This window comes from Oceanobacillus sp. CF4.6, from assembly GCF_051262635.1.
GTDB lineage: Bacteria > Bacillota > Bacilli > Bacillales > Amphibacillaceae > Oceanobacillus.
In genome coordinates, this window is record NZ_JBIMEX010000001.1 from 315,651 (window position 1) to 340,626 (window position 24,976).

General features: G+C 37.6%; 30 protein-coding genes and 1 other annotated feature. Of the genes, 3 read left to right on the top strand and 27 right to left on the bottom strand.

Annotated features, from left to right (window positions below):
• Positions 1 to 13 precede the first annotated feature (13 nt).
• A complete protein-coding gene (locus ACHABU_RS01745) occupies positions 14 to 1,312 on the bottom strand; it encodes an ArsB/NhaD family transporter (protein ID WP_435761617.1) in 1,299 nt (432 codons plus the stop codon).
• 128 nt (positions 1,313 to 1,440) lie between these two features.
• On the opposite strand from ACHABU_RS01745, the gene ACHABU_RS01750 reads away from it, so the two are divergent.
• Positions 1,441 to 1,821 carry a TIGR04086 family membrane protein gene (locus ACHABU_RS01750; RefSeq protein ID WP_435761619.1) on the top strand — a complete coding sequence of 127 codons (381 nt, stop codon included), beginning with the start codon at positions 1,441 to 1,443 and terminating at the stop codon, positions 1,819 to 1,821.
• A gap of 171 nt (positions 1,822 to 1,992) precedes the next feature.
• Here ACHABU_RS01750 and yajC read toward each other — a convergent pair whose 3' ends face one another.
• The 26 genes from yajC to ACHABU_RS01880 all read right to left on the bottom strand — a co-directional run bounded on the left by yajC (position 1,993) and on the right by ACHABU_RS01880 (position 23,141).
• Positions 1,993 to 2,253, bottom strand: coding sequence for a preprotein translocase subunit YajC (gene yajC, locus ACHABU_RS01755; RefSeq protein WP_435761621.1), 261 nt, complete (start codon positions 2,251 to 2,253; stop codon positions 1,993 to 1,995).
• A 29-nt stretch (positions 2,254 to 2,282) separates the two neighbouring features.
• A complete protein-coding gene (gene tgt / locus ACHABU_RS01760) occupies positions 2,283 to 3,422 on the bottom strand; it encodes a tRNA guanosine(34) transglycosylase Tgt (RefSeq protein WP_435761623.1) in 1,140 nt (379 codons plus the stop codon).
• Positions 3,423 to 3,437: 15 nt separating this feature from the next.
• Entirely contained in the window at positions 3,438 to 4,466 is a 1,029-nt protein-coding gene (gene queA, locus ACHABU_RS01765) for a tRNA preQ1(34) S-adenosylmethionine ribosyltransferase-isomerase QueA (protein WP_435761625.1), read from the bottom strand.
• Between the two features lie 24 nt (positions 4,467 to 4,490).
• Positions 4,491 to 4,685: a DUF2905 family protein gene (locus tag ACHABU_RS01770; RefSeq protein ID WP_435761627.1), complete on the bottom strand. Its 195-nt coding sequence runs from the start codon at positions 4,683 to 4,685 to the stop codon at positions 4,491 to 4,493.
• Positions 4,686 to 4,690: 5 nt separating this feature from the next.
• The gene (ruvB, locus tag ACHABU_RS01775) at positions 4,691 to 5,692 is read right to left on the bottom strand and encodes a Holliday junction branch migration DNA helicase RuvB (protein ID WP_435761629.1); all 1,002 of its coding nucleotides are present in this window, start codon (positions 5,690 to 5,692) and stop codon (positions 4,691 to 4,693) included.
• 16 nt (positions 5,693 to 5,708) lie between these two features.
• Positions 5,709 to 6,317, bottom strand: coding sequence for a Holliday junction branch migration protein RuvA (gene ruvA / locus ACHABU_RS01780; RefSeq protein WP_435761631.1), 609 nt, complete (start codon positions 6,315 to 6,317; stop codon positions 5,709 to 5,711).
• Between the two features lie 88 nt (positions 6,318 to 6,405).
• The gene (locus tag ACHABU_RS01785; protein ID WP_435761633.1) at positions 6,406 to 7,137 is read right to left on the bottom strand and encodes a YebC/PmpR family DNA-binding transcriptional regulator; all 732 of its coding nucleotides are present in this window, start codon (positions 7,135 to 7,137) and stop codon (positions 6,406 to 6,408) included.
• Positions 7,138 to 7,224: 87 nt separating this feature from the next.
• Positions 7,225 to 7,779, bottom strand: a complete 555-nt coding sequence (locus ACHABU_RS01790) for a YhcN/YlaJ family sporulation lipoprotein (RefSeq protein WP_435761635.1) — start codon at positions 7,777 to 7,779, stop codon at positions 7,225 to 7,227.
• Positions 7,780 to 7,847: 68 nt separating this feature from the next.
• Positions 7,848 to 8,588, bottom strand: a complete 741-nt coding sequence (gene nadE, locus ACHABU_RS01795) for an NAD(+) synthase (RefSeq protein WP_435761637.1) — start codon at positions 8,586 to 8,588, stop codon at positions 7,848 to 7,850.
• 145 nt (positions 8,589 to 8,733) lie between these two features.
• Entirely contained in the window at positions 8,734 to 9,714 is a 981-nt protein-coding gene (gene safA, locus ACHABU_RS01800) for a SafA/ExsA family spore coat assembly protein (protein WP_435761639.1), read from the bottom strand.
• Between the two features lie 244 nt (positions 9,715 to 9,958).
• Positions 9,959 to 10,810, bottom strand: a complete 852-nt coding sequence (gene pheA, locus ACHABU_RS01805; protein ID WP_435761641.1) for a prephenate dehydratase — start codon at positions 10,808 to 10,810, stop codon at positions 9,959 to 9,961.
• 37 nt (positions 10,811 to 10,847) lie between these two features.
• Positions 10,848 to 12,128, bottom strand: a complete 1,281-nt coding sequence (gene obgE / locus ACHABU_RS01810) for a GTPase ObgE (RefSeq protein WP_435761643.1) — start codon at positions 12,126 to 12,128, stop codon at positions 10,848 to 10,850.
• Positions 12,129 to 12,141: 13 nt separating this feature from the next.
• A complete protein-coding gene (locus ACHABU_RS01815) occupies positions 12,142 to 12,675 on the bottom strand; it encodes a Spo0B domain-containing protein (protein WP_435761645.1) in 534 nt (177 codons plus the stop codon).
• A gap of 216 nt (positions 12,676 to 12,891) precedes the next feature.
• Positions 12,892 to 13,182: a 50S ribosomal protein L27 gene (gene rpmA, locus ACHABU_RS01820; RefSeq protein ID WP_379495152.1), complete on the bottom strand. Its 291-nt coding sequence runs from the start codon at positions 13,180 to 13,182 to the stop codon at positions 12,892 to 12,894.
• 13 nt (positions 13,183 to 13,195) lie between these two features.
• Complete coding sequence (locus tag ACHABU_RS01825) at positions 13,196 to 13,525, bottom strand: ribosomal-processing cysteine protease Prp (protein WP_435761647.1); 330 nt, start codon at positions 13,523 to 13,525, stop codon at positions 13,196 to 13,198.
• 12 nt (positions 13,526 to 13,537) lie between these two features.
• Positions 13,538 to 13,846 (bottom strand): 50S ribosomal protein L21, encoded by a 309-nt coding sequence (gene rplU, locus ACHABU_RS01830; RefSeq protein ID WP_435761649.1) that lies wholly within the window; start codon positions 13,844 to 13,846, stop codon positions 13,538 to 13,540.
• A 13-nt stretch (positions 13,847 to 13,859) separates the two neighbouring features.
• Positions 13,860 to 13,930 (bottom strand) — a sequence feature (ribosomal protein L21 leader region).
• Between the two features lie 60 nt (positions 13,931 to 13,990).
• Positions 13,991 to 14,851: a site-2 protease family protein gene (locus ACHABU_RS01835; protein ID WP_435761651.1), complete on the bottom strand. Its 861-nt coding sequence runs from the start codon at positions 14,849 to 14,851 to the stop codon at positions 13,991 to 13,993.
• Entirely contained in the window at positions 14,838 to 15,602 is a 765-nt protein-coding gene (locus ACHABU_RS01840; RefSeq protein ID WP_435761653.1) for a peptidoglycan DD-metalloendopeptidase family protein, read from the bottom strand. The genes ACHABU_RS01835 and ACHABU_RS01840 overlap by 14 nt, the downstream gene beginning before the upstream one ends.
• Before the next feature lie 147 nt (positions 15,603 to 15,749).
• Positions 15,750 to 16,550: a septum site-determining protein MinD gene (gene minD, locus ACHABU_RS01845; protein ID WP_435761655.1), complete on the bottom strand. Its 801-nt coding sequence runs from the start codon at positions 16,548 to 16,550 to the stop codon at positions 15,750 to 15,752.
• Complete coding sequence (minC, locus tag ACHABU_RS01850) at positions 16,543 to 17,229, bottom strand: septum site-determining protein MinC (protein ID WP_435761657.1); 687 nt, start codon at positions 17,227 to 17,229, stop codon at positions 16,543 to 16,545. Before minC ends, minD begins: the two co-directional genes overlap by 8 nt.
• Positions 17,230 to 17,291: 62 nt before the next feature.
• Positions 17,292 to 17,831 (bottom strand): rod shape-determining protein MreD, encoded by a 540-nt coding sequence (mreD, locus tag ACHABU_RS01855; protein ID WP_435761659.1) that lies wholly within the window; start codon positions 17,829 to 17,831, stop codon positions 17,292 to 17,294.
• A complete protein-coding gene (gene mreC, locus ACHABU_RS01860) occupies positions 17,831 to 18,709 on the bottom strand; it encodes a rod shape-determining protein MreC (RefSeq protein ID WP_435761661.1) in 879 nt (292 codons plus the stop codon). Before mreC ends, mreD begins: the two co-directional genes overlap by 1 nt.
• Before the next feature lie 19 nt (positions 18,710 to 18,728).
• Entirely contained in the window at positions 18,729 to 19,766 is a 1,038-nt protein-coding gene (locus ACHABU_RS01865) for a rod shape-determining protein (RefSeq protein WP_435761663.1), read from the bottom strand.
• A 228-nt stretch (positions 19,767 to 19,994) separates the two neighbouring features.
• Positions 19,995 to 20,684, bottom strand: a complete 690-nt coding sequence (radC, locus tag ACHABU_RS01870) for a RadC family protein (RefSeq protein ID WP_435761665.1) — start codon at positions 20,682 to 20,684, stop codon at positions 19,995 to 19,997.
• A gap of 200 nt (positions 20,685 to 20,884) precedes the next feature.
• A complete protein-coding gene (locus tag ACHABU_RS01875; protein WP_435761667.1) occupies positions 20,885 to 21,751 on the bottom strand; it encodes a hypothetical protein in 867 nt (288 codons plus the stop codon).
• A 121-nt stretch (positions 21,752 to 21,872) separates the two neighbouring features.
• Entirely contained in the window at positions 21,873 to 23,141 is a 1,269-nt protein-coding gene (locus tag ACHABU_RS01880; protein WP_435761669.1) for a bifunctional folylpolyglutamate synthase/dihydrofolate synthase, read from the bottom strand.
• Between the two features lie 59 nt (positions 23,142 to 23,200).
• Between ACHABU_RS01880 and ACHABU_RS01885 the strand changes: the two genes are divergently transcribed.
• Entirely contained in the window at positions 23,201 to 24,091 is an 891-nt protein-coding gene (locus ACHABU_RS01885) for an ATP-grasp domain-containing protein (RefSeq protein WP_435761671.1), read from the top strand.
• Positions 24,088 to 24,939, top strand: a complete 852-nt coding sequence (locus ACHABU_RS01890) for an ATP-grasp domain-containing protein (protein WP_435761673.1) — start codon at positions 24,088 to 24,090, stop codon at positions 24,937 to 24,939. The genes ACHABU_RS01885 and ACHABU_RS01890 overlap by 4 nt, the downstream gene beginning before the upstream one ends.
• Positions 24,940 to 24,976 lie beyond the last annotated feature (37 nt).

Here is a 24,976-nt window from a genome sequence, read left to right on the forward strand (position 1 = left end):
AAGTGGCATTTTTTTATCCTTGTCCCATATAAGGAATCAGATATCGAAAGTAAATATACACGGTTGATACGACTAAAGATATGAGAACAATAGGTATTCCGTATTTCATAAATCGAATGAATGAAATCTTTTGATTGTCCGCTTCTGCCATGCCAGCAACAACAACATTCGCAGAGGCTCCCACCAAAGTCGCATTTCCTCCCAGACAAGCTCCAAGTGCTAATGCCCACCATATTGGATCCAAGTAAACCATTCCATATGTTTCAAATTCCTGTATTACCGGTATCATCGCAGCGACAAATGGGATATTATCGATAAATCCGGAGAACAAGCCTGAAACCCATAGAATAAGCAATGTCGTTTTGACATAGTCTCCTTCTGTTGACACGACAATCATTCTAGCCATTTCATCAATGACTCCTACTTGTTGCAGTCCACCTACAATTGCAAATAAACCAATAAAGAAGAATAACGTCACCCATTCCACTTTGGAAAGGATTTCTTCTGTATCCACTTCGCCCTCCGTTATTAATAAAAGCAATATTGCTCCGCTAAGAGCAATCGTTGTCATTTCAATATGCAAAATGGAGTGCAGCAGGAATCCAATTAAAGTCATCATTAGAACTCCTACAGATTTATATAATAACGATGATCTAGTTAGATTTTCACTGGCGTCTAGAGCTGAAAGTTCTTCCATATTTGACTTGATTTCAGATAAACTTCCCTTGAAAAATAAAAGGCAGAAGACTATCAAAATAGCAAACATAACTATAGCTACAGGTGCTGTATGCTGAATAAAAGAAAGGAACGTAAAATGTTCAACAGCTTGTCCGATCATAATGTTGGGTGGGTCTCCGATTAATGTAGCGGCGCCTCCTATATTCGAGCTAAAAATAATCGTTAATAAATACGGAAATGCGGGAAGTTTCAGCAGTTTTGTTATTTTAAGCATAACCGGTACAAATATTAACACCGTTGTAACGTTATCCAAAAAAGCTGAACCTATTGCTGTAAGTATAGCCGATCCAACTAATAGGTATATTGGATTTCCGCGTACTTTCTGAGCGAAACGAATGGCAATAAAAGTAAATAGTCCTGTTTTTTCTGTAATGGAAATCAATACCATCATTGAAAATAACAATGCAATCGTATTCCAGTCTATATACTGGAAAAACACTTCATGTGTCGAGTAAATCCCTGTCAGTAATAATAGAACACCCCCAGCAAGTGAAGCTATAGCACGATTAATTTTCTCTGTCATAATAAAGAAATAACTGACCACAAATATAATACCCGCAAGAATTACATCCATATTAGCCCTCTTTCACATTAGAAATGATTTCTTTAGATTATATGCAACGGAAATATAAATATTTTCTTCTAAATTAAATTCACTTGAATAATATAAAGATAGGCGGACAAACAATAGGGGGGAACGTGATGCATAGGAGTCAGTTAATTGCATTGTTGTACGGTTGGATTGTAGTCTTCGGTGTCATTCTGATATCCAGTTTTGTTTTAGCTTTAATACTGAATTTCACCGCTTTTGGCGAATCGAATCTTGAATGGGCAACATTAATCATCGGACTGTTGGCATTATTCATAGGTGGAGTTACAGCTGGAATGAAAGGGAAAGCTAAAGGTTGGATGATAGGAGGTTCAATTGGACTTGGATTCTCTCTCATTATCTTTCTAATCCAATATCTTGGTTACCAACAAGGATTTTCAATTGAGCAGTCCCTTTACCATCTTGCCTACTTAGCAGCTGCACTACTTGGGGGTATCATTGGAGTCAATCTGGTAGGAACGACAACAGAGTAATATTCCAAAAATGCAAAAAAAGAAGTTAATGCCTAAGCATTAACTTCTTTTTTTACTATAGTAATTTTTTCCGTAAAGAACCTTTAGCTATTTTTCTATGTATGTACATACATAAAACTAGTATCTCGATAAGCCAAAGAATTATTCCTCAGCCTTTAACACGAATACACATTAAGATTGTTTTACTTCACGGACCGATGAACGGTCGTACGTAAGTTTTGTGCCATCTCCTGTAATTACAACAACTGTAGCTTCATCAAGTGCATGAACCTTAGCGTGCATACCACCGATTGTTACGATGTCATCACCCTTTTGTAGGTTTGTTTGCATTTCTCTTACTTTCTTTTGACGCTTTTGTTGCGGACGGATAAGCAAGAAGTAAAAAATGACGAACATCAAGATGATAGGTAATAATGATACTAACATTTCCATATAGTTTCACCTCTTTCCCAAGTATTATTTTAAAAGTTCTTTGGATTCGGTTTGTTTAAACCATATTGCTCAAAGAATGACTCTCTAAAGTCACCAAGTCGATCTTCTTTTATAGCAGCTCGAACTTGCTCCATTAATTTTAACAGAAAATGAAGGTTATGATAAGTCGTAAGTCTGAATCCGAATGTTTCATTGCATTTTACTAAGTGTCGGATATATGCCCTCGAATAATTTTTGCATACATGGCAGTCACAATTCTCATCTATCGGACTAAAATCTCTAGCGTACTTTGCATTCCTGACAACGAGTCTTCCAACCGATGTCATACAGGTTCCATTACGGGCAATCCTGGTTGGCAATACACAATCAAACATATCGATACCCCGAATGGCTCCATCAATTAATGAATCCGGTGAACCTACCCCCATCAAATAGCGAGGTTTATTTGACGGCATTAATGGTGTGGTTGATTCCAAGACGCGATTCATAACATCTTTCGGTTCTCCAACAGATAGTCCACCAATGGCATAGCCAGGGAAATCGAGGGATACAAGGTCCTTCGCACTTTGTTTTCTCAAATCTTCAAATTCTCCACCCTGGATAATTCCAAATAAACCTTGCACATCTTTCCGTTCATGGGCTTCCAGACATCGTTCAGCCCAACGGGAAGTTCTCTCTACCGATGACTTCATATAATCATATGTTGCAGGATAGGGTGGGCATTCATCAAAGGCCATCATAATATCTGAACCAAGTGTATTTTGTATTTGCATAGCCTTTTCTGGAGATAGAAATAACTTATCACCATTCAAATGATTACGGAAATGGACACCCTCTTCTTTAATCTCTCGCATATCGCTTAAACTGAAAACCTGAAAACCACCAGAGTCCGTTAGAATGGCCCCGTCCCAGTTCATAAACTTATGGAGACCACCAGCTTCCCGGATGATGTCCTCTCCAGGCCGTAACCACAAATGATACGTATTGGATAATATAATTTTTGCATCCATTTCTTGTAATTCTTCCGGACTCATTGTTTTCACTGTAGCCAGAGTTCCTACAGGCATAAATGTCGGTGTATCGAATGAACCATGTGGTGTATGAACTCGTCCAAGTCTTGCACCTGTCTGTTTATCTGTTTTTATTAACTCATATGTTATTGGTGTCATATATTCGTTCCTCTTTTATAAAATTAACATCGCATCTCCAAAACTGAAGAAACGATATTTTTCTTTTACTGCTTCATTATAAGCTTTTAGAATAGTATCTCTATCCACTAATGCACTGACGAGCATAATCAACGTGGATTTTGGTAGATGAAAGTTCGTGATGAGACCATCAATTGCTTTAAATTGATATGGTGGATAGATAAATATATCCGTCCATCCTGTACTTTGCACGAATTTACCTTCGTTATCTCTAGCAATTGTCTCCAAAGTTCTTGTAGATGTAGTTCCAACAGAAATAATTCTGCCTCCATTATTTTTTACTTTAGTTAAGGTTTCTGCCGTCTCCTGTGTCATATGATAAAATTCAGAATGCATTTGATGATCATCTACATTATCAACACTTACAGGTCTAAAGGTTCCCAATCCAACATGTAACGTAATAAAAGAAATGGTTACTCCAAGATTTTTTATCTCCTCTAAAAGTTGGTTGGTAAAATGTAAGCCAGCTGTTGGAGCAGCCGCTGATCCCTCTTCCTTGGCAAAAACAGTTTGGTATCGTTCCTTTTCAGGTAGCTGTTCTTTAATATAAGGTGGTAATGGCATTTCACCGAGCTCATCTAAAACTTCATAAAAAATCCCTTCATATGAAAACTTCAGAATCCGACCACCATGTTCCTTAAATCCTATACAAATCGCTTTTAATTTACCATCTCCGAAAAGGAGTTCGGTGCCCACTTTCACTTTTTTCGCTGGTTTCGTCAGTACTTCCCAAGTATCCTGCTCTTCCTGATGCAATAATAATACTTCTATTTTTGCACCGGTATCGGCTTTTATACCATATAACCGAGCAGGTAGTACGCGGGTGTCATTCAGCACAAGACAATCTCCCTTTTTCAAATAACTTTTTATATCTGAAAAATGCTGGTGATCCATTTCGTTTGTTTGTCTACTCAATACAAGCAGTCTGGATGCTGTCCGATCTTTTAATGGGGTTTGAGCAATAAGCTCTTCTGGTAAATTAAAATCAAAATCCTCAATATTCATGATGATGAATCTCCTATCCGTCTGTTAACGAAAAAATCGTCCAAAAATAAAAAATAGCAATGAAAGTATAATACTGACTATGATGGAAGTTACAATCGGAAAATAAACGGTGAAATTTCCTTTTTTAAATGTAATATCTCCAGGTAATTTCCCAATAAATGTCCATATAAAACCAATAATGATAAACAAAATACCAAGTATGATAAAAAGCTTACCCATATTCATCACTCACCATGCCTTTTTAATCCAAAATGCTGATATGCCTTTGGAGTCACAATCCTTCCTCTCGGCGTTCGTTGGATAAAACCGACTTGCAAAAGGTATGGTTCATAAACATCCTCAATGGTTTGGGATTCCTCCCCTATTGTGGCAGCAATCGTATCCAGGCCAACCGGTCCACCTTGGAATCCATCAATCATTCCTTTTAAAATTTTATGGTCAATATGATCCAGACCTGCATCATCCACCTGGAGCATTTCCAAAGCGATATTTGTTGTTTGGAGGCTGATTTCCGTTTCACCTTTAACTTGTGAAATATCCCGTATCCGCTTTAGTAATCTGTTTGCAATTCTTGGTGTTCCCCTGGACCTGCGTGCAACTTCAATAGCAGCCTCTTTCGTAATGGTTGTATCAAAGATTTCGGCCGTTCGCTCCACAATCGAACATAGATCTTTAACTTCATAGAATTCCAATCTACTTAAGACTCCAAATCTGTCTCGAAGTGGAGCAGTAAGCAGACCTGCTCTTGTAGTTGCACCTACAAGTGTAAACGGTGGTAAATCGATTCTTACCGATCTGGCACTCGGCCCATTTCCAATGACAATATCGAGGAAAAAGTCCTCCATGGCAGGATAGAGTACTTCTTCTACTGATCTTGGCAACCGGTGGACTTCATCAATAAACAAAACATCGCCTGGCTCAAGGGATGACAGGATAGCAGCAAGATCTCCAGCACGTTCGATCACTGGACCGGATGTAGTTCTGAAATTAACGCCCATTTCATTTGCAATAATGGCTGCCAGTGTTGTTTTTCCCAATCCTGGTGGGCCATACAGCAAAACATGATCCAGCGGTTCCTCGCGCATTTTTGCTGCCTGAATAAATATGCTGAGATTGTCTTTCACCGTGTGCTGGCCAATATATTGGTTAAGTTTTGTTGGGCGGAGACTTAGTTCAGTTGTTGTATCATCATCCTGTAATTCACCCGTTACGATACGTTCTTCCATCACCTATCCCCCCTTCCTACTTTCTTACGAGCAATCCCAATGCTTTTCGTATGATTTCATCCGTACTGGAATAATTCTCTTTTTTAAGTACAGGAATAACACTTTTAACTTCTCTATCCGTATAACCAAGTGCTTTTAGCGCCTCCTCGGCCTCCATGTATGCTCCCGAATGATTTCCTTCACTACCTACAGATTCCTGCTCCAATTCTGCATTTACTGAGAATACATTGGTTAATTTCCCTTTGAGGTCAAGGATAATCTGTCTAGCGGTTTTTTTACCTACTCCAGGAAAACCGGTAAGGAATTTATCATCTTCTTGTTCAATTGCCGAGATAAAACCAGCTATATCCACACCAGCAAGAATAGCCAAAGCACCTTTAGGACCGATTCCAGAAACAGAAATTAACTTTGTAAATAAATATTTTTCATCTTCATTTTTAAAACCATATAGTACTTGAAGATCTTCACGTACATAGTGATATGTATTGATCAATATCTCTTTATTTAATAATGATTGAAAGGCAAAGGGGTTTGGGCATATAATTTCAAAGCCAACACCATTGACATCAACTACAACGGAATCATCCTGTATCGTTACAACAAGACCTTTAATATATGCGAACATGTAATCATTCCTTCACTTATTTTAACATAGTTGTGGAAGAAGTAATAAACTTCTATTCCTAATCAGAAATAGAAGTTTATGTGACAGTTTAATTCGTTTCTTCTAAATTATGATGAATATCCTGGACATCTTCGTTTTCTTCCAGTGAATCAATTAAGTTCATCATTTTTTCTTCGTCTTCTTTCGATAACTGATTGTAGTTTTGAGGTATCAGCGTTACTTCTCCATCAGCGATTTCATACCCGTTCTCAGTCAAATGATTAACAACTTCATGATAGTTCTCTGGTTCTGTATAAATTTCATACGCGTCTTCCTGATTCGTAATATCCTCCGCACCTGATTCAAGCGCATCTAACGTAATGGCATCTTCATCGATGGAACCTTCTTCATTGGAGATTACAATATACCCTTTACGATTGAACATAAAAGATACACTACCATTTTCGCCGAGATTTCCGCCATTCTTTTTGAAAGCATGTCGGATGTCGGCGGCTGTTCTATTTTTATTATCTGTCAAAATATTGACGATTACAGCTACACCACCTGGACCATATCCTTCATACGTGATTTCTTCATAGGTTGCTCCATCGAGAGTCCCTGCTGCCTTCTTTATATTGCGTTCGATATTGTCATTAGGCATGTTATCTGCTTTCGCTTTTTCTACAGCCGCTCGTAGGGTAGCATTTATTCCGAGATCTGCCCCACCCTGTTTAGCAGCAATGTAAATATCTTTCGCATGCCTCATAAAGATTTTACCTTTTTTGGCATCCTGTGCATTTTTTCTTTTTTGTATGTTTTTCCACTTAGAATGACCAGCCATTGGACTTTCTCCTCTCTAGAAATTCTTTTCTTACTATATCAAAAAATACAGTTTTGGAAAAGGAAAATCCTTCAGGTTCAATGGCTTTTAGTCATTTATTTGAAATAAATCCTCGATAACGTTCTCCATACCTTCCCCCATATTTTTCGATTGCAATCTTGCGTCAAAGTCTTTCATACGATCCCATTGAATATCATCTGTATAGACAATAATCTCTTTGTCCGTCTGGGGAACAATTTCTCTGACATTTTCTTCAATATCATCTGGTATTTGACGATCAAAGTGCTCACGCAGCATTACCGCAACGATAATTCGGTCATCTGTTGAGGCTACCTGTGCTTGAATGATATCTTTTCGTTTCTTTAGTTCCTCTGTGATACGAATCGATTCCTCATTGGTAAATGCATCCGAATACTTGCTGAAATCAGAAGAATTGACTCCTTTCTGTTCACTCTGCGGATAACCGCCTCGTTGACCAATTGAAGGCTCTTGTACGTTATAGATATCCCTATTCTTATCATCATAATGCATTGGCTGTACGGATTCTTCATTTGATTGTTCAGAAGTATTCTGTTCTTCGCCATTACAGGCTGCAAAAATGAAAATCATCAATACAAATAACATTACATTTTTTATACGCATAAAATAAACCTCCCTTATACATAGTTTGTATAAGGGAGGTTTATTTACACAGTTAAAATTAGGAAAAATCAGCTTCTGTTAAATTGTGGGAGACCTTCACGTTTGTGTGCCGAACGTTTATGCAGATTTTCGATAATTTCCTTATCTTCATCAGAAATTTCATTGCCTTTCAAATAAGTGTCAATTGTGTCATAACTTACTCCCATTTCCGATTCATCGGTTTGGTCCTCCCAAAGATCAGCACTTGGTTTTTTAGTAACGATTTGTTCAGGTACTTCGAGATATTTCGCCATTTCTCTAACTTCTGTTTTTGTATATTCTACTACTGGAAGTATATCCACTCCACCATCACCGTATTTCGTAAAGTATCCTGTATACCATTCTGCAGCATTGTCCGTTCCTACAACCATATAATTATAATTGGTGGCCAATGTATACAATGTACTCATACGAAGTCTTGCTCTTAAGTTTGCTCCCGCTAGACGGTCATTCACTTCATTGAATTCGTCTTTTTCTTTCAAGCCATTTTGAATTTGTTCATACATGACATTATGCGTTTTCGTTAAATCCACTGTCATGGAGTCTACTTTACATTGCTCAATTACGTTTCTAGCATCATCCAAATCTGCATCTGATGTATAGATAGGCATCAAAACACCAAGGGAGTTGTCTGGACATGCCCGTTTAATTAAATTGGCTACTACAGCTGAATCAAGTCCACCACTTACCCCGACAAGCAACCCGTCTACACCTGCTAGTTCCACTTGATTCTGTAACCATTCAACGATTGCATTTACTTCTTTTTCCAACTTTCATCTCTCCTTGATTATAGCAATTTACTTTATATTCTAACATTGTTCTAGCTTTTTTCAAAAAATATAGCTGTGGGGATGTTAAATTTGTTATAGAAACCAAAATAAAGAGACGAATAAGATTCGCCTCAGGTGAAGTACGCTATTCATCTTGTTGATTTTCTTTTTCTTTACGAAGTGCTGAAAAATTCGGGAATGACGGTGGTTTTGGGTAAAAATCTCCATCTTCCGGCATCGTTCCAAATTGTGGTGGATACATCCCGGGAGTTGATTGGTGTGACGGATAAGCATTCGGCATGTTCTCCATGCTCGGTTCCATCTGCTGATTAGGATAGGGAACCAATTGGCTTCCATTACAACCACAGTCAGACATTGGTGCAACTTGTGCTGGCGGTTGAAAAGCTGGTTCCATCTGTCCATCAAAAGGCATTGGAAATTGATGATAGCTACTAGGCTGGCAGCATGGTGGATGAAAATGCCAGCAAACAGGAACCGCATGAGGGAACGGAGGCTGCATTGGCTGGTGATGTATAGGCTGATATACTGGTGGTTGATGTATCGGTTGCATTGGTTGCTGCATTGGTTTTTGCATTGGTTGCTGCACTGGTTTTTGCATTGGTTGCTGCATTGGTTTTTGCATTGGTTGCTGCACTGGTTTTTGCATTGGTTTTTGAATTGGTTTTTGCTGTTTAACTTCTTCCTTTTTAGCTTCCTTTTTTTCCGGTTTTACTTGTGGAGCTTTCATTTGAGGCATCTGAGGGAAATTAATTGTCATATACTGATTAATATCCTGTTCCATGATTGGCATTTGTGGCATTGCAGGAACTGGCATTTCAGGTTTTACAGGCTTCTGAATTTGATAATCATCCTCTTCAATTGCTGCTATTGGCTTAGGGGAAGTGTCCTTGTACGGTTGAACGGCTTCCTTTTTTGTTTCCTTTATCGCAACTGTTTCTTTTTTTACAGCTTTTGTTGAACCAGGTACTTTAATTTTCATTCCCGGCATAATCATATCAGGGCTGGATAATTGTGTGTTCATTCCTTTCAATTCTTCAAAATCAACACCATATTTTTTGGAAATTTCCCACAATGTATCTCCTTTTTGAACAATGTGTATCTTCAAAATGAACCATGCTCCTTTCATTGCATATAAATCTGGGCTAATTACTCTATATCAGCATATGCACCAAAAGAAAAAAAGTTGCCCACCAATTTTTAAAACCTATCCAATTAAATTGGAAGTACAATACAGTTAAGCGTTGGAACTCGACATGGCAGTTGATGTGTGTGAATTAATTGCTGTCATATTTTATACTTACCTCTTAAAAAAAACCGCCCATGGCGATATACGCTGTGGACGGTTTGTCTTAAATTTTTAAATGGTAGACAGGATATGTACCAAGAATAGTCACTTTACATCCCAATGATTCCAATTCAGCCTTTACTCCTGGAAACAATACATCATCATACGGCTGGTCTACATCGATGAGAAAGAAGTAATTTCCCAATCCAGTTTTAGTTGGACGTGATTCTATTTTGGATAAATTCATTTTTCTCCAAGAAAATGCCGATAATATTTGATGCAATGCACCAGCCTGATCACTTGGCAATGTGATTAACAAGGTTGTTTTTGTTACCCGAATCGGATGATTTATCTTTACCAATTCTTCGTTCTTCGATAGAACGAGAAAACGTGTATGATTATTCGGATAGTCATGAATATTTTCTTTTAAAATTCGTAATCCATATTCCTTAGCAGCAAGTTTGTTACCAATTGCTGCTATGGATTCCCTGCTTTCACTTACAAGTTCTGCCGCTTTACCCGTAGATGTAGTGAAAACCATATTGGCTTCAGGTATATGCTGATGTAAAAATTGATGGCACTGTGCGATTGCATGACTATGTGAATGTACTTCCGAAATATCCGATAACTCCCCATCGAAATCAGCTCTTACAAGCAAATGCTGCTGAATTGGAACGATTAATTCTGCAGCAACCGGAAGTCTTACCTGGTGAACAAGATAATCAACTGTCAATTGCACCGTACCTTCAATCGCGTTTTCTACTGGAACAACACCGATTTCGATTTCATTTTTGTCTACAGCATCAATACATTCAGGAATTGTTTTAAAACCCCGTGTAACTTCTTGATTAAACGCAGTATCTACTGCCAATTTTGTAAATGTCCCCTTTGGACCTAGATAACCAATTGTTGTCAAAATTCTTCCTCCCCCAAAAACTTTTTAATTGCCTTATCTATTCTATAAATTCAAATTCATAATCCAATAGACGAATGATATCTCCATCTTTAGCCCCGCGTTCTCTAAGTGCTTTGTCTACACCCATTCCTCGCATTTGACGAGCAAAGCGTTGCGCAGCTTCATCATGTTGGAATTCAGTCATTTTGAATAGCTTTTCTATCTTATTACCGTAGATTACATAGGCGCCGTCTGGATCCCTAGTAACTTTAAACGGAGCTTCTTCTTTTTGATGACGGTATACTACCGTCTCGTCTATATCCTCTATTTCAGTCGTTACTTTCGGAATAGCTTCCAATGAATCAGCTATTGCGAAAAGAATATCCCTTAAACCTTCTTTGGTTAGTGCTGACATTTCATAAACCGGATAGTCCTCACCAATTTGTTCTTTAAATGTTTCTAGGTTTTCTTTTGCTCCCGGCATGTCCATCTTATTAGCTGCAATAATTTGTGGCCGCTTCATTAATTTTTCATCATATTCTTCAAGTTCCTTGTTAATTTTCATGAAATCTTCATACGGGTCTCGGCCCTCCGTACTTGCCATGTCAATGACATGAACAATAACCCTCGTACGTTCTACATGTCGAAGGAATTGATGTCCAAGACCAACACCCTCGGATGCACCCTCAATTAATCCTGGAAGATCAGCCATCACAAAGCTACGATGATCGCTTGTGTCAACAACACCAAGATTAGGAGACAGTGTTGTAAAATGATAATCTGCAATTTTAGGTTTTGCTGCACTTACTACAGATATAAATGTTGATTTACCAACACTTGGAAAACCAACAAGACCTACATCCGCAATCAGCTTCAATTCCACTTTTATATTACGCTCTTGACCTGGTTCGCCGTTCTCTGCCATATCCGGTGCAGGATTATTTGGTGTAGCGAAACGCGTATTTCCGCGGCCACCTCGGCCTCCTTTGGTAATAACTGCCTGCTGCTCATGTACCAATAAATCAGCAATTACTTCCCCAGTATCTTCATCGAATACTGTCGTCCCAGGGGGAACAGCCACTACTAATGGCATTGCATTTTTCCCATGCTGGGTTTTACTCATTCCATTTTCGCCACGCTTCCCTTTGAAATGACGATTATAACGGAAGTCCATAAGTGTATTGAGGCCCTCATCAACTTTAAAAACTACATCTGCACCATTTCCACCGTCTCCACCAGCAGGTCCGCCCATTGGCACATACTTTTCTCTTCTATAAGCAACGAGACCGTTGCCCCCGTCACCAGCTTTTACATAAACACTGACTTGATCTACAAACATTCCATTCACCTCATTATTGACATGGTACCGAAAAACCGATAATTAAACCATCGATTGTCCTATCTATGTCAATTTCTTTATTCACAAATTCATTTTTCATTTCCTCTTTCACATGCCCATCAATCGATGTTTCACCATTTATGAACAAGTCAACTTTCATCAAGCCCCTATTTGGTACTTCTTGCAATTCAAGATTTACTTGATAAAGAACTAGCGGATCAAGTTCCTTGATACAAAATTCCATAATTTCCTGACACTGTTCTAATAATATAGAATCTGATATATGCACATTTTTATACTCTGCATGGATTTTATACGTTAAACGGAAATTTTCAAAGCTACTATTGAATTCAAGAATCCAGAGCATAAAGGCAGGCACATTCAAACTCATTAATTTGCGTTCTTCATTGTAAAAATTCAGAACTTCATAAAGTTTCTCTTCTGCTTTTTCAGTCTTCCCCATACTTAAATAACCTTGAACAATCTGCAACCGATTCATTAAATCGTGGCGATAATGCTGTAAAACATGAATAACTTCCTCACTCATTACGCTCTCACCCCATTATGATGAAAAGTATAGCAGAAAACTACCAAAAGCGGAAGCTCCTTTGTAGCAGCGTTGGAATCGACCGCGCACCACTAGACGTGAGATAGTTCGAGTTTGCTACGTGATGTTGACTTATGTAGGATGTTCCATTCACCAAAAATAAATTCAAAATAAAAACTCCAGCCAACGAATTGGCTGGAGTTTTTATAAGATTAATTATGCTTCTTGTGCAACCGGATATACACTTACTTTTTTACGATCTCTACCATAGCGTTCAAATTTCACAACACCATCAATTTTAGAGAAAAGCGTGTCATCTCCACCGCGGCCAACATTTTCACCCGGATAAATTTTCGTACCGCGTTGGCGATATAAAATAGACCCACCTGTTACAAATTGTCCGTCTGCACGTTTTGAACCAAGACGTTTGGATTCAGAATCACGACCGTTTTTTGTGCTACCTGCACCTTTTTTAGTTGAGAAAAATTGTAAATCAAGACGTATCATGGATTACACCTCCTTATTTATTTTTTATCTTTATAAATTCACTATACTCAAGTTCAATTGATTTTAGTGATATGAGCATACCCTCGAACAAAAGCTGTACTTCTGCCATTATTTCTGGTTGAAGCTGATTCGGCAGTTTTACAGATAAATAACCGCCTTCTCCGCCTTGTTCGATGTCTAGGTTTGTTTCACATAATTCCATTACTGCATTAACTGTTCCAATTGATACAGCCGATACTCCTGCACATACAAGATCATAGCCGTAAGGACCACTATCAGCATGTCCAGATAATTCAAAAGATGTAATTTGATTGTCTGATCGATTTACAGTTACTAGAATCATATTCCAAAACCCTTATGCATTGATTTTTTCAATCACTAATTTTGTGTAAGGCTGACGATGACCTTGCTTACGATGGTAGTTTTTCTTTGCTTTAAATTTGAATACAGTAATTTTCTTCTGACGGCCTTGTTTTTCAACTTTAGCTGTTACAGTCGCGCCATCAACATATGGAGCACCAACTTTAACATCATCTCCGCCGACGAAAAGAACTTTTTCAAAAGTAACAGATTCACTTGTATCTGCTGAAACTTTTTCTACATAAATTTCTTGGCCTTCAACAACTTTAATTTGTTTACCGCCTGTTTCAATAATTGCGTACATACTTGCACCTCCTTAATAGACTCAGACTCGCCATACAGGTACTCCGAAAAGTTTAAGACCTGTTCTGTGCGGTTGTAGCACGGGTGCTACGATGAATAACGTACTAATAATATCATGATTTTTCACTGTTTGTCAAGTTCACGATTATTTATAAAGAAATATGTCACCTATTGTATGATTATAGGCTTTTTCATAAAAGTAACTTTGCAGACAGTCACTCTCATCCACCGATTTACGTTCATTGTCGGGATAGATGATATATATTGGGTGTTTCTTTTCTCTTCTAAATTGCGAAAACACTTCTAAAAAAGAACTTTCCGATGCAACATGTAGTGGTACGACTCCGTTAATTGAAGACTCTCCATCATATCTTCTTAGTAAAAAGCGCATAAATACATAGAAACGCTGTTTCCAATCTGTTCTATTTTCCATGAATAGAAATATCCATATAAAAAAAGAGCTTAATGTAAAAGGAAAAAACAGAAGTTGTATCATTAAGACGATGACAATGGTAATCATCGAAAATAGAATTGTAAAGTGATAGGATTTTTTAAAGGGAAAGTATGCAGAAGTTAGTAAAAGAAGTAATTTCCCTCCATCCAATGGCCAAATGGGAATGAGATTAAACATAAATAGGATCGTATTATAATAAAGAATGAGTTCCAGTATAGACAATGGGAAAATTTGAAATGTTTCAGCCAAAAAGCAAAAGAAGTAAATGATAAGATGCTGAAATGGTCCAGCGATAGTAACAAGTACTTCTTCTTTCATCGGCTTATTCCCATGCTCATCTGTGTCCATAACTCCCCCAAAGACCCAAAGCACAATATTCTTTATTCTCCATTTAAATATTTTCGCAGCTATATAATGGCCAAGTTCATGAAACAGGACGAGAAAAAAAATAATAAATAATTCGAAAAATGTGCCTGTAATAAAGGAAATCACAATGAAAATGTATAGAACCGGATGAATGTGAATACTTGGTACATAATTAGTTAGTTTCATCAACTTGAATCACCTGGACTGGATCAATATAATCATTATCTTTCGTTATGGAGAAATAAACAGTTTCATTTTCAGCGTTAGGAACAAAGCTTCCTATCCGTTGATTTCCTGAGATAAATTGATATAGATGTACATCAATGGTGCTAAGGTTTCCATAATTGGATACTGATCCATCTGCATGCTGAACAGTTACCGTTTTATTCGTCTCTCTGTCATTTCCTGAAAAAATGACTACTCCTTCTCGAATTGCTGATACATTTGCTGTTTCACCAGGACTAATCATGATGCCCGTTCCATTTACCTGAAAGGTCTCTGTAATGTTACCTGTAACAGGAAGGGCTATTTCCTGATTTTGATCCACTTGTGCAGTTGAACTGGGTGATAAGGATAATGGCTGGCCAAATGCTTCTTTATACCATACATTTACTTTTGCAAAGGGGAATTCGTCAGTCAGTACCTGGCTTGTCCATTCTTTAGGCTTTTGTAAGATATCGGATTCCGTTTGCCATACGATTGCAGTACCAAAGAACAGCATGACTGATAATATACCCTTCACAGCGATTCCAGCAGCGCCATTACTTTTCCCATTAGATTCTCCAGTACCTGTGAACACAGGATAATAACCATGTTTTTCCTCGGTTTCTGGAAATGGTGAAAATAATTGTTTGCTACTGCCAGTGCCTGGATTTACTCCACGCTCTTTTTTACGCTGTTCAATCGACTTTCTGATTTTCTTGATATCTTTGTCCATTTTCCTCACATTCCTTCAGTTTCATTTATACATCTATATGTACAAAAGGAATAATGTATGAACAAAAAAGATGTAATGAAATTAGGATTTCATTACATCTTTGACTATATATAGGTACTAAATAAGACATCTATTCTCTTTGGCTATTTACGCACGCATACCAATAAATTTTTTCAATCTCTTTAGTACACCTTTATCATCTTCAAGTGATTGTAATGGAACAGTTTCACCTAGTATCCTTCTGGCAATATTTCGGTAAGCAATAGAAGCTTTTGAGTTTGGACTAAGTGCAATTGGTTCCCCTTTATTTGATGCTTTGATCACTTCATCATCATCAATCACGATTCCAATTAAATCAATGGACAATAATTGAACAATGTCATCTACATCAATCATATCTCCGCTTTTCATCATATGATTTCTGATACGATTGATTACTAATCTAGGAGACTCTTTCATATCTTCCTTCTCAAGCAATCCTACAATTCGGTCAGCATCACGCACACTGGATTTTTCTGGAGTGGTTACTACAATTGCTCTATCCGCACCGGCAATTGCATTCTGGAATCCTTGTTCAATACCGGCGGGACAATCTATAATAATATAATCATATTCCTGTTTTAATTCAGAAACTATTTCTTTCATTCCTGACGTAGTTACCGCTGTTTTATCACTTGTTTGCGCCGCAGGAAGCAAAGATAAATAATCGAATCGTTTATCCTTAATGAGTGCTTGCTTAAGTTTACAGCGCCCTTGGATTACGTCCACGATATCGTATATGATTCTGTTTTCAAGTCCCATTATTACATCAAGGTTTCTTAAACCAATATCTGTATCTATTAAACATACTTTTTTATCCATAAGAGCCAGTGCAGTCCCTATATTTGCTGACGTCGTGGTTTTACCAACACCGCCTTTTCCGGAAGTAATAACAATTGCCTCACCCATTATTCATTCTCCTTTCGAATCCGCTTATTTCCTTACGTTTATGTGAAAGAACTTTTAACGAATCAATAATAATTTTGTCCTGCTCCTCATCGATGATTCCACATTCCATATACACACCATCAGATTCGTAATCAGGTGCACGGCTTATATAATCAGCAATTCGAAGTTGTGTCGGCTTCATATATGAAGCTACTATAAATGAATCAGGATCACCTTCTGCACCCGCATGTGCAATCCCAAATAAATTACCCATGATATAGATATTTCCGGTTGAAACAACTTTACCACCAGGATTGACATCCCCAATTAATAGCAAATCTCCCTTAACTTCCAGAACCTGCCCGGACCGTACAATACGATTTATCGCTTTTATTTCACTATCTTCCTTCCATTTCAAAGCATCTTCTATTCGGATAAGTTCTGATTCAATCGTTTCTATTTTGAAACGATTCTCCATACTAATAATACTTCTTAAATCGTTTTCTTGTTCTTCAGTTAAGTACCTGTTCCCTAATTTAACTTTCACAGATACGATAGGTTCATCTTTTTTTGGTTTGCTCGCCTTAATGATTTCTTCCAGTTCTCTAATTGCATCTTTATATGATGACGAATCCTCAATAAATATACTAAGTCCTTCTCTTGTTCCTTTTATTGTAATTGTCTGTTTCCTGTCCTGCACAGCAAGTTCACCTCATTAAAATTAACCTAACTCGTTTATGTAAGTACACTGTGAAGGATTCCTCACAGTGTCCGGTTTCCAGTTAGTTGTTCTCTTTGCCACCTGGCAAGCCTTTTGGCGGTGAAAGGATATAGAAGTAATATAAATACAAGATTTGACAAAACAGTTGGAATCAACCGGCTGAAGGTATAATCTTCAAAAACCATGTTTGCTAATCCCACCGAAGTATAAATCAAGTATATAAAGAGATCTGCCAAGAGTACACCGACAGCTCCCAATAATACTAATACATAAAAGTTCCCATGTAGAATTTTCTTTAAACCATGGATAATATAAGTGGCTAACCCATAGGAAAACATGTACACACCAAGTACTCCCGTATATACGACATCAATCAGTAGTCCAAAAAGTAATGCATATACAATGGAATGATACGTATGATCCTTATCATAGAAAACTGCCAAGTAAACTAAAAAAGCAAAAACCCAGTGAGGTACGATCATAAGATTACCCATCACAAGGTCAGATGGCAATAGTTCTAATGCTACTCCCTCAAGTATGGTTAAAAGAAAGAGGATGAGAGGAAAAAATAAATGTTTCATCACTCATCTTCCTCCTCATCATTACTTTCTATCGGTTGTGCAAGTGCACGATCAACTACAATCACATTTCGTAAATCATACATGTCAGCAGCAGGATCAATCATCGCAATTCGAGTCAGTCCATATTGATCCGAAACTACCTCCTTGACAGTACCTATGGGCAATCCAGCTGGAAATTCTCCTCCCAGTTCAGAGGAGAAAACCAATTCTCCCTCTTCCAGATCTTTTTCCGATTCTTCGATAATTCGGAAGAGGAGTGAATTTGTTTCCTCATCAAATCCTTCAATCATACCGAAGATATCCTTTTCATCATCTCGTGAAATTGTTGCGGAAATGCGGTTGTACTGATCAAAACCGGTTAACAGCTGTACAGTGGATGTGAATTCAGATGTACTTTGGATTTTACCAACCATTCCTTCTGCAGTAATGACAACCATATTGGATTGGACACCATCCTGCTCTCCTTTATTGATGGTTACTTGTTCCACCCATCGCTCTGGAGACCTAGAGATAACCGTAGCCTGTATTGGATCATAGTCTCTGACAGATTCTGATATACCTAATAAATCCCTTAACTCTTCATTTTCTTCTTCCATATCCTGAACTTCATAAATTAAGCTCTTGTATTGGGATAGTTGTTCTTTCAATAACTGATTCTCATCATATGTGTTTTTGAAATCTTTTATATTTGTTACGATATCTGTGACAAAGGTAACTGGGGTGTGAATCACGTTTTGTGACCATCCAACTGCATCATTAATGAATTTTTCGACAGTTGTTAAATTTTCTCTATCTTTGAATGAATATCCTATTAATGCTACCAAGACGATAAATCCGATTAGTAGAATAAATAGTCTTTTATTACGAAAAAACTGCATAAAAAACACCTACTACTTATTAATTTAAAGAACGAGATGAAACATTAGGACTGGAACGGAAATGTTGGATATAATCCAATGATTTACCTGTTCCTATTGCTACACTTTCCAAAGGATTATCTGCTACAAATACAGGTATTTTCGTCTCATCGCTTATCACTTGATCTAAATTCCTGAGCAATGCTCCCCCACCTGATAATACAATCCCACGATCCATAATATCCGCTGCTAATTCAGGAGGTGTTTTCTCCAAAGTGATTTTTACTGCATTCACAACTGCGTCAACCGTGTCATCCAGGGAAGTGGAAATTTCATTTGCAGTAATTGTAATGGTTTTCGGTAAGCCTGTTAGGAGGTCTCGGCCACGAATATCCATTTCCTCATCTGAATCTGTTTTTCTTGCGGCACCAAGATCCATTTTTATAGACTCCGCAGATCGCTCACCAATCAACAAACTATAATTTTTCCGAATGAAGTTAATAATTGATTCATCCATATTGTCGCCAGCAACCCGAATGGATTCACTGGTTACAACTCCGCCAAGAGAAATAACGGCAACTTCAGTCGTTCCTCCACCAATATCCACAATCATACTTCCTGTCGGTTCCCAGACAGGAAGACCTGATCCAATCGCTGCTGCAAAAGGTTCAGCAATCGGAAACGCATCTTTTGCCCCTGCTTGTTTAGAAGCATCAATCACGGCACGTTCTTCAACCATCGTTATTCCTGATGGCACACAGATCATAACGTTCGGTTTTTTAGCCAAGAAAGAACGTTTTTTCATCGCTTGTTTCATGTAATACTTCATCATGATGGCTGTCGTTTCATAGTCCGCAATGACGCCGTCCTTCATCGGGCGTATAACAGAAATATTCCCGGGAGTTCTTCCAATCATGTTTCTCGCAGAACTACCTACTGCCTCTATTTCGCCAGTTGTAATGTTCTTTGCTACAACAGAAGGTTCCCGTACAACAACACCCTTCCCTTTGACAAAAACAAGTGTATTAGCGGTCCCTAAATCTATTCCTAAATCCTGTGAAAAGTTAAAAATTCCCAATAATATCTCCCTTTCCGATACAATTCGCATTTATATGTAGTTTTACTATATCGATTAATTATATAAGTCGCAAACAATCATCAATTATTGCATCTTAATTAAAATAAGTAAACTATTCTATTGTTTCTCAAATAAGAACAAGCGCCAATTTCTATTAAAACTCGAAAAATGGCGCTCTAATTTCATTCCTTATATAATTATACGAAAAATCTTCTAAAATAGATAGTATTATAAGTATCCTTTTTCTTTTAAAGAAACAAATTTTCGGTCACCAATTATTAAATGATCCAAAAGTTCAATACCAATCATCTTTCCTGATTCAACCAATCTTCTTGTAACATGAATATCTTCCTGGGAAGGTGCGGGATCTCCGGAGGGATGATTATGAGCGACGATAATAGATGCTGCAGATCGCTTCACTGCCTCTCGATAGACTTCTCTGGGGTGGACAATAGAGGCATTTAAGCTACCGATAAATATCGTTTGCCTATGAATAATCTGGTTTTTCGTGTTTAGAAACAATACGACAAAATGTTCCTGCGTTAAATTCCTCATTTCTTCCATGATATAATCTGCACCATCATCCGGGGATTTAATTACATATCTTTCATTCGGTTTGTATTCATTCATACGTTTACCAAGTTCGATAGCCGATAGAATCAACAAACCTTTTGCAGTTCCGATTCCCTTTATGGCAATCAATTCCTCGATTGTGGCTTCTCTCAATAAGTTTAATCCATCAAAATGCATTAACACCCGATTTGCAACCGACATTACCGGCTCATCCTTCGTACCACTTCCAATTAGAATAGCAAGTATTTCCTGATTGGATAAATGAGCTGGTCCCAGCTTTAGTAATCTTTCACGAGGTCGGTCTTCCTTCGGGACATCTTTAATCGTTATTGTTGATAGTGTCAATTCCCATTCTCCTTTCTTTCGTAATACTACTATCATACCTGCTTCTTGAGAGAGCAACAAATTGCTAAAATAGAGTTATGACTCTTATATTAGTATTAACAATTTAAAAATTCCCTAGAGAGAAATGCCTTTTAATAGGTCTTCAGTACAGCAAAATTAAAAAACAGGTAATTTTTAAATTACCTGTTTCTGACCAACACCTATTTTAATAATTGCTCATAGTAATACATCCATTCCAAAAGTTGAAGGTGATCCCCATCTCCACCAGACTCACTGATGGATGATAGGAGTGGAGATAATTTAGTTGTCTCATCAGGTTTTTGTTCTAAAAGCTCTGTCCATTTTTCAGTGGGAAACGTATTCTGTTCAGTCAAGTTGTTTAATGTATCCTGCCACAAACTACGAAATAGTACCATCCAGTTTTCCTTTTCTTCCGTAAGCTCAATTTCCCCATTTATCGTCGTCCATTCCTTCACAAATATATCAACCGAATGATCCAGTTTTAATTCATCAGCGAGAAATTTAGCATCTTCTTTTGTATTCGCAGCACCAGCAATAAGAAAAAACTGATTATCCCGCTCCCAAGTCATCGTTGGTAGCCCTTTAGCAGTATAAATAGCTGCCCATTCTTCAGCATTTACTTTTTCAGAAAAGAGACCAGCCTGCAGAATATGCGCCTGCAATGGTTCAAGGTTTATAGAAGAGGTTGTTGTCGTTTCTTTATTCTCCGTTACTGCGGTAGACGGATTATTATTTAACGTTTGTCCAACCATATCTGCTTCCACATCTACAAATAAGCGTAACATGGCAAATCCGAGGATAGAACCAACGATGATTGCTGATCCGATAGCGAATAAAATAGGTTTAAAATAATGATATTTATTTTTCCTCATTTTACTGCCAGCTTTTTTTGATTTATGAATCCCTGTTATGACAGGGATAGAGTCATCAGAGTCATCTAGGGCAGCCGCGAATTCTTTTTTTGCGGATGAATTGCTTCTATCATTCAGTTTGTACTTCAGTTGTTTCCCGTTTTTCTCTACTAAAATTGCTTTATTTTTGTCCACGATAATCGCCTCCAGTGCCCGGTAATATGTTTAAACTCTAGCACACAGGTATTAAAAAGTAAGACGAATTATGACAAGCCCAGAAAAAATCGTTCTACATATTTCCTGTAATTACCCTAACCTATTTATTCGTTAAAATATAGGTTCGAACAAGGGAAATGAAATTTAAAGAACCCGTAATAAAATAATAACCGGATTGCTTCTTTATTATTTCATCAATTGCCTCGATCCAATTATCATGTATACGTTTATTTACGTCTGACGATGAGGTAAATAATTGCTCGGTTTGGGCAGCACGGGGATGAGGAAAGCTTGTCAATGTCAAGGATGCGAATTTGTTTTCAAGTTGCTTCAGCATCAATTCGAGATCTTTATCTTTAAATGCAGCAAATAAAATATGCTTATTCGTATGAGGGAAATTTTCCTCAACCGTTGATAAAAAAGCAGCCATTCCATCCGGATTATGAGCCCCATCCAATATAATGATAGGCTCCTTGCTAACCACCTCAAATCTCCCAGCCAATCGTGTAGCCGCAATTGCATCCCCTGCTTTTGAAAACGAAATAGAATACCCTTTGTCTGAAAGTAGTTCTAGAGCCATTAAAGCAATCGATGCGTTTTTTGCCTGATGTTCACCGACCATTTTTAGTCTTGTTTCTATTTGTATTTGGGTGCCTTTCCATATAAATTGTTGATGCTTCTCCCTTCTATAAAAGAAATCTTCACCTAACTTGTATACTTCCGTCTTTCTTTTATTTGCTTCTAATTCAATGACCGATTTTGCCTCTCTATCTAGCTCCCCAGTAATGACAGGTGCATTACTTTTAATAATCCCAGCTTTCTGATATGCAATTTCAGCTATCGTTTCCCCTAGGAATCTTGTATGGTCTTTTGCTATATTTGTTATAATGGATATAATTGGCTGAAAACAGTTCGTTGTATCTGCTCTGCCACCCATTCCGGCTTCGATAAGCGCAATATCACCGTTATTTGAAAAATAAAGAAACCCTAAGGCTGTAATGATTTCAAATTCGGTTGGAGCGAGGTTTTCATTATCCATTTGCTTAATACATGGATAAATCTCATTACAAAGGTGAAGAAATTCTTCATCACCTATTTCTGTATCATTTAAATAGATATGACCAGTCAATCCAGTTATGCTTGGTGATATGAAAACCCCAACCTGATAACCATTTGTGTGCAGTGCATTTTTAATATATTGAACCGTCGACCCTTTGCCATTTGTACCTGCAACATGGATTGCCTGAATTTCTTTCTGTGGATCACCTAAGAGCCCTAGTAGTCGCTGGATGCGATCCAATCCAGGCCTAATACCAAGTGATTTTCTAGTATCAAAAAAGGATTCAACTTCCTGAAAGGTTGTAAACATTATTCCACCACTTCCCCAAAATATAAGTAAAGTAAGTATAGCAGAAAGGAACGGAGCCAATGAATAAAAATGGATGGATTATCTATAATGGAAACCTGCCTAGCAATAAATTTCTTGATTATGCAGAAATGATTCAACAGGCGGCTGCAGCAAAAAGTATAGAAACAACGATTTATAAAAACAATGAACTACTTAGCCTGTTGACTAAAGATCAGCTTAATCTACTAGAGCCTTCTAAGAAAGAATTGCCAGATTTCGTCGTATTTGCTGATAAAGACATTTATTTAGCGAGACAGCTCGAATTACTAGGTGTTCGTGTTTTTAATTCAGCTAAAGCGATTGATACGAGTGATGACAAAATAGCAACCTATCAATATTTAGCTGCAAATCAATTGCCGATTCCAAAAACGATTATTGCACCAAAGATTTTTTATAAGGGAAATGTTGATCCATCTCTTTTGCAACAGGTCATCGAAAAACTAGGCCTACCACTGATTATTAAAGAAGCGTATGGCTCTTTTGGTGAACAGGTATATTTGCTTGAGAATATGGAAGAAATTTTAATGAAAATAAAAGAAATTCAAGGGAAACCTTATCTATTTCAAGAGTTTATTCCTTCCAGTTTTGGCATGGATTTACGGCTTCAAGTCGTTGGCGATCGAGTTGTTGCAGCAATGGAAAGAAAAAACACCAATGATTTCCGTGCCAATGTAACTGCCGGAGGGACAATGAATACATATACCCCATCAAAAGCTGAATCAGACCTGGCAATTGCTGCAGTAAAAGCGATCCAAGCTGATTTTGCCGGAGTAGATTTGTTGGTCGGTCCAAACAATTCAAGACTTGTCTGTGAAGTTAATTCAAACGCTCATATACGAAACCTCCTTGATTGTACGGGGATTAACGCTGCTGATTATATTATCGACTATATTATGGAGGTCCTATTATGAAAACCGGATGGCTCATTTACAGTAAAGAAGACGCCGTACAAAACGCATCATTTATTGATTGGTTTATCGAAGAAGCGAACAAACAAACACTAGCCTTAAATTTAATTCTTCGTGAAGAAATGACAATTGGCATCGTGAAGAATCAGCAATGCGTTCAGGTAAGAAATGAATCCGTAGACCTTCCAGATTTTGCAATTGTCAGGAGCATCGAACCACTCTTAAATCTGCATCTGGAAGCTTTGGGAGTATCTGTATTTAATTCTTCAATCGTTTCTAGCATTTGTAATAATAAGGCTTTAACACATCATCATATCAATCAGCTCGGATTACCGATGGTGGATACGATTTACAGTAAAAGAGAAAGTATCCAGGATACACCTCCATTAGCGTATCCGTTTATCGCTAAGGAAGTCAGTGGCAGAGGTGGTAAACAAGTATATTATATTGAAAACGCAATGGATTGGATGAATTGTAAAATGAGCATTCAAACGGATATCATTATACAATCATCGGACGTACAGCTCGGCAAGGATCTTCGTGTTTTTGTTGTCGGCAAGGAGATAGTTGCTGCTGTCCTTCGGGAAAGCTCAACTGACTTTAGGGCCAATTACAAATTAGGGGGGTCTGCACAACTTTACAAGTTAAATGAAGAAGAAGAGAATCTGATTCACCAAATTATAAAGACCTTTGATTTTGGCATGGTTGGTATCGACTTTCTTATCGGTCATGAGGATGAGCTCTTGTTGAATGAAATTGAGGATGTTGTTGGGTCCAGAACATTGAGTGCAGCAGATGATGTTAATATTTTAGAGAAATATATTTCCCATATTAAAAAAAGTTTATTGTAGAAAGGCGGAAATCCTGATTGGGATTTCCGCCTTTCTA

What these genes read in the sequence shown, in the direction of transcription:
- ACHABU_RS01745 (WP_435761617.1), bottom strand. Translation starts at nt 1,312, where the DNA reads ATGGATGTAATTCTTGCGGGTATTATATTTGTGGTCAGTTATTTCTTT.
- ACHABU_RS01750 (WP_435761619.1), top strand. Translation starts at nt 1,441, where the DNA reads ATGCATAGGAGTCAGTTAATTGCATTGTTGTACGGTTGGATTGTAGTC.
- yajC (WP_435761621.1), bottom strand. Translation starts at nt 2,253, where the DNA reads ATGGAAATGTTAGTATCATTATTACCTATCATCTTGATGTTCGTCATT.
- tgt (WP_435761623.1), bottom strand. Translation starts at nt 3,422, where the DNA reads ATGACACCAATAACATATGAGTTAATAAAAACAGATAAACAGACAGGT.
- queA (WP_435761625.1), bottom strand. Translation starts at nt 4,466, where the DNA reads ATGAATATTGAGGATTTTGATTTTAATTTACCAGAAGAGCTTATTGCT.
- ACHABU_RS01770 (WP_435761627.1), bottom strand. Translation starts at nt 4,685, where the DNA reads ATGGGTAAGCTTTTTATCATACTTGGTATTTTGTTTATCATTATTGGT.
- ruvB (WP_435761629.1), bottom strand. Translation starts at nt 5,692, where the DNA reads ATGGAAGAACGTATCGTAACGGGTGAATTACAGGATGATGATACAACA.
- ruvA (WP_435761631.1), bottom strand. Translation starts at nt 6,317, where the DNA reads ATGTTCGCATATATTAAAGGTCTTGTTGTAACGATACAGGATGATTCC.
- ACHABU_RS01785 (WP_435761633.1), bottom strand. Translation starts at nt 7,137, where the DNA reads ATGGCTGGTCATTCTAAGTGGAAAAACATACAAAAAAGAAAAAATGCA.
- ACHABU_RS01790 (WP_435761635.1), bottom strand. Translation starts at nt 7,779, where the DNA reads ATGCGTATAAAAAATGTAATGTTATTTGTATTGATGATTTTCATTTTT.
- obgE (WP_435761643.1), bottom strand. Translation starts at nt 12,128, where the DNA reads ATGTTTGTAGATCAAGTCAGTGTTTATGTAAAAGCTGGTGACGGGGGC.
- ACHABU_RS01815 (WP_435761645.1), bottom strand. Translation starts at nt 12,675, where the DNA reads ATGAGTGAGGAAGTTATTCATGTTTTACAGCATTATCGCCACGATTTA.
- rpmA (WP_379495152.1), bottom strand. Translation starts at nt 13,182, where the DNA reads ATGATACGTCTTGATTTACAATTTTTCTCAACTAAAAAAGGTGCAGGT.
- ACHABU_RS01825 (WP_435761647.1), bottom strand. Translation starts at nt 13,525, where the DNA reads ATGATTCTAGTAACTGTAAATCGATCAGACAATCAAATTACATCTTTT.
- rplU (WP_435761649.1), bottom strand. Translation starts at nt 13,846, where the DNA reads ATGTACGCAATTATTGAAACAGGCGGTAAACAAATTAAAGTTGTTGAA.
- ACHABU_RS01835 (WP_435761651.1), bottom strand. Translation starts at nt 14,851, where the DNA reads ATGAAACTAACTAATTATGTACCAAGTATTCACATTCATCCGGTTCTA.
- ACHABU_RS01840 (WP_435761653.1), bottom strand. Translation starts at nt 15,602, where the DNA reads ATGGACAAAGATATCAAGAAAATCAGAAAGTCGATTGAACAGCGTAAA.
- minD (WP_435761655.1), bottom strand. Translation starts at nt 16,550, where the DNA reads ATGGGTGAGGCAATTGTTATTACTTCCGGAAAAGGCGGTGTTGGTAAA.
- mreD (WP_435761659.1), bottom strand. Translation starts at nt 17,831, where the DNA reads ATGAAACATTTATTTTTTCCTCTCATCCTCTTTCTTTTAACCATACTT.
- mreC (WP_435761661.1), bottom strand. Translation starts at nt 18,709, where the DNA reads ATGCAGTTTTTTCGTAATAAAAGACTATTTATTCTACTAATCGGATTT.
- ACHABU_RS01880 (WP_435761669.1), bottom strand. Translation starts at nt 23,141, where the DNA reads ATGTTTACAACCTTTCAGGAAGTTGAATCCTTTTTTGATACTAGAAAA.
- ACHABU_RS01885 (WP_435761671.1), top strand. Translation starts at nt 23,201, where the DNA reads ATGAATAAAAATGGATGGATTATCTATAATGGAAACCTGCCTAGCAAT.
- ACHABU_RS01890 (WP_435761673.1), top strand. Translation starts at nt 24,088, where the DNA reads ATGAAAACCGGATGGCTCATTTACAGTAAAGAAGACGCCGTACAAAAC.